Genomic DNA, 3,355 nt, shown 5'->3' on the forward strand with positions numbered 1-3,355 from the left:
CAGGGCCCGTACCACGGCACCGGCGGCCCGGCGCAGGGTCTCCGGGGCCGGGGCGGCGCCGGACGGCTCGGGGCCGAGCCCGACGGCGGCGACCACCGGGGCGGTGACCGTGCCCAGCGTGGCCAGCTTGATCACCTCACCGGGGCCGCCGGTCGCGCCGAGCAGGGCCAGCGTCTCGGTCAGCTTGCCGTCGAACGCGGCGGCGATGCTCTCCGCGCCGCTGGCCAGCAGCAGGGCGCCAGCGGGTGAGCCGGACTCCTGCTCGGCGGTCTGGCTGTGCACGCCGATCACGATCGCGTCGACGGCGAGTTCGGCGGGGTCGGTGTCGACCAGGCTGAGGGTGGTGCGGGGCGATGTCACGAAAGCTACTCCGGGCGGGCCGGGCCGGCCGCGGCGTCGCGGGCCGGCGATGAAGGTCTCCGGCGGCGAACCTACCCGCCGGACGCGCTGCTGTCCCGCCGACAGGTGCAGCGGGGTCCCGCCGATGCTAACCAGCGGGTCGGGGGCCGGTAAGTTCGCACCCATGACCGAGGTGACCACCGACGCCGCCGCGACCCGGCTGCGCCGTTCCCCGCTGCACGAGCGGCACACCGCGCTCGGCGCGAAGTTCGCCCCCTTCGGGGGATGGGAGATGCCGCTCGAGTACGCCGGCGGCGGCGTGCTCAAGGAGCACACGGCCGTGCGTACCGGGGTGGGCGTCTTCGACGTCTCGCACCTCGGCAAGGCCCGGATCACCGGGCCGGGCGCCGCGGACTTCGTCAACTCCTGCCTGTCCAACGACCTCGGCCGGATCGCACCCGGCAAGGCCCAGTACACGCTCTGCTGCGACGACGCCACCGGCGGCGTGGTGGACGACATCATCGCCTACCTGTACGCCGAGGACCACGTCTTCCTGGTGCCGAACGCGGCGAACACCGCCGAGGTGGTCCGCCGGTTGCGCGCCGCGGCGCCCGAGGGCGTGGTCGTCACCGACGAGCACGAGGCGTACGCGGTGCTCGCCGTCCAGGGGCCGCGCTCGGCGGAGCTGCTGGGCGCGCTCGGCCTGCCGACGGAGCACGACTACATGAGCTTCTCGACCGCCGTGCTGGAGGGCGTCGAGCTGACCGTCTGCCGCACCGGCTACACCGGCGAGCTCGGCTACGAGCTGGTCGTGCCGGCCGGCGACGCGCTCGCCGTCTGGGACGCGCTGTTCGCCGCCGGCACGGCGTACGAGCTGCGCGCCTGCGGCCTGGCCGCGCGGGACACGCTGCGCACCGAGATGGGGTACCCGCTGCACGGGCAGGACCTCTCCCTGGACATCACCCCGGTGCAGGCCCGCTCCGGCTGGGCGGTCGGCTGGGACAAGCCGGCCTTCTGGGGTCGGGACGTGCTGCGGGCCGAGAAGGCCGCCGGCCCCGCCCGTACGCTGCGCGGCCTGGCGGCGGTCGACCGGGCCATCCCGCGCCCCGGCATGGCCGTCTACGCCGGCGACAAGCAGGTCGGCACCGTCACCAGCGGCACCTTCAGCCCGACGAAGAAGCAGGGCATCGCCCTGGCCCTGATCGACACCGACCCGAAGCTCCCCGACGGCGAGACCCTGGAGGTCGACATCCGCGGCCGCCGCGCCCAGATGCGCCTCACCCGCCCACCCTTCGTCGAGCCCTCCGTCCGCTGACCCTCCGTCCGCCGACCCGCCGTTCCCGTTGATCAAGAGGTTCGCGTCAGGATCCGGCCCGCCGGACACGCAAACCTCCTGATCGACAAGGACGCCTCAGTCCGTCGGGGGTTCGCCGGCGTCGAGGACCGCCTGGGTCCAGCCGCCCTCGATGACGCCGGTGCCGTCGAGGACGGCCCAGTCGACGACGTCGGCGGCCTCCACCACCACGGGGGCACCGATCCGGACCGTCGGGTCGCCGGCGGCGTCGCTGGCGCTCGCGCCGACGATCCGCTCCGGGGTGTCCCACGAGGTCACCCCGGCCCAGACGTACTCGGGGCCGTCGTCGCCCGGCAGGCCGTACTTGACCACGAGCTGGCTCTCGGCCGGGAGCAGGCCGGCGAGGAAGCGGGCCCGGATGTCGTCCAGCGCGGCGCGGGCGGTGGCGATGGCCCGGCTCATCGCGTCGCCGGAGCGGGCGTACCGGACGTCGGGCTGGATGCCGTTGAACAGGGTCGCGCAGGCGGCGGCGAAGTAGCGGCCGGGCGGGCCCGGGTGCCCGGGCGGCGGGTTGAGGGTGAGGAACGAGTCGGCGTCCGGGTCGGTCGCCGGGTCCAGCTCCAGCCGCAGCAGCACCGGCGCCGTCGCGCCGTGCTGCTCCGGATTGCCGTACGCCACCGCGATGTCGTGCCCGGTCACCGTGGCCAGCACCGGGAGCTGCACGAAGGCCGGCACCTCCTCGCCGGCCAGCCCCTCGGTCCAGTCCCGCAGCAGCCGCCGGGCGGCCCCGGTCATCACCGCGCCCCAGGCCCGGGTGAGGTGGTCCGGCACGCCCTGGGCCTGGAGCTCCAGCAGCCCGAAGCGGCGCAGCCCCTTGGTGGTGAACCAGAGCCCGTCGGCGTCCGACGAGTACGGCACCAGCACCCAGTCGACCAGCCGGATCCGGCCCTGCTCGTCGGGGAGCGACCGCAACGCGGCCGCCGGGTCGAGGAACTGGAGCCCGAACACGTCCACGACGTCCCCGTCGACCGTTTCGGCGACCGCCGCGGCGACCGCCCGGGCCGCCCACTCGTGCGCCGGCGGCCAGCCGGGCCGGTACTCGGCCTGCACCACGACCAGATGCGTGGCGGCGGCCAGCCGGGCCAACTGCGCCTCGGTCGCCCCGAACGCGGTGAGCAGGTCCGGCGGCAGCTCGGGGAACTCGCTGACCGGCCGGGTGTCCACGGTCATCAACGGGCTGTCCAGCATCTGCCGGGCCAGCCCGTGCACCGGCTCGGCGAGCCTGCCGGCGAGCCCCTCCACCGCGGTCTTCGGACTCACCTTCGGCAGCCCGACGATCGGCACCAGGTAGGTCGCGTCCAGCGACTCGGGCACCGGTACGGGCAGGAAGTCGTCCGTGATGAGCATGCCGTCCCCCTCGACCACACCGGTGCACCTCGCCGAGAACGCTACCCGCCCGGACGGGTGACGCTCAGCCGGACAGCACCAGTCCCAGGTAGGACAGCGTGGTGACGATCTCCAGGAGGGCGCCGAGCACGTCCCCGGTGATCCCGCCGAGCCGGCGTACCAGGTGGCGCAGCAGCCCGGCCGCGACGGCGAGCGCGGCGAGCACGGCGAGCGGTCCCTGCCACGGGCGGTCCGGCACCGCCGGCACGGCCAGCAGGGCGACGGCCGCCGTGCCGGCCACCAGCGCGACCGGCCCCACCGTGCCGGCCACCAGCG

The 3,355-nt window shown here is 75.1% G+C and carries 4 protein-coding genes; 1 reads left to right on the plus strand and 3 read right to left on the minus strand.

The features are described from left to right. Positions 1 to 360, minus strand: a 360-nt coding sequence (locus B0E53_RS34540) for a M17 family peptidase N-terminal domain-containing protein (RefSeq protein WP_281492935.1), incomplete at its 3' end; no start/stop codon positions are given. Between the two features lie 163 nt (positions 361 to 523). On the opposite strand from B0E53_RS34540, the gene gcvT reads away from it, so the two are divergent. Continuing rightward, positions 524 to 1,654 carry a glycine cleavage system aminomethyltransferase GcvT gene (gene gcvT, locus B0E53_RS34545; RefSeq protein ID WP_107079731.1) on the plus strand — a complete coding sequence of 377 codons (1,131 nt, stop codon included), beginning with the start codon at positions 524 to 526 and terminating at the stop codon, positions 1,652 to 1,654. A 96-nt stretch (positions 1,655 to 1,750) separates the two neighbouring features. On the opposite strand, the gene B0E53_RS34550 is transcribed toward gcvT, so the two are convergent. Together B0E53_RS34550 and B0E53_RS34555 are read right to left on the minus strand one after the other, a co-directional pair. After that, positions 1,751 to 3,040, minus strand: coding sequence for a DUF2314 domain-containing protein (locus B0E53_RS34550; RefSeq protein ID WP_107079732.1), 1,290 nt, complete (start codon positions 3,038 to 3,040; stop codon positions 1,751 to 1,753). 64 nt (positions 3,041 to 3,104) lie between these two features. After that, a partial coding sequence (locus B0E53_RS34555) for an adenosylcobinamide-GDP ribazoletransferase (RefSeq protein ID WP_210406333.1) occupies positions 3,105 to 3,355 on the minus strand: 251 nt, incomplete at its 5' end.

This window comes from Micromonospora sp. MH33 (assembly GCF_003013775.1).
In the GTDB taxonomy this organism is placed as follows: domain Bacteria; phylum Actinomycetota; class Actinomycetes; order Mycobacteriales; family Micromonosporaceae; genus Micromonospora; species Micromonospora fulviviridis.

Excerpts from the sequence above, each read along its gene's own strand:
- B0E53_RS34550 (WP_107079732.1), bottom strand. The coding sequence starts at position 3,040 with ATGCTCATCACGGACGACTTCCTGCCCGTACCGGTGCCCGAGTCGCTG.
- gcvT (WP_107079731.1), top strand. The coding sequence starts at position 524 with ATGACCGAGGTGACCACCGACGCCGCCGCGACCCGGCTGCGCCGTTCC.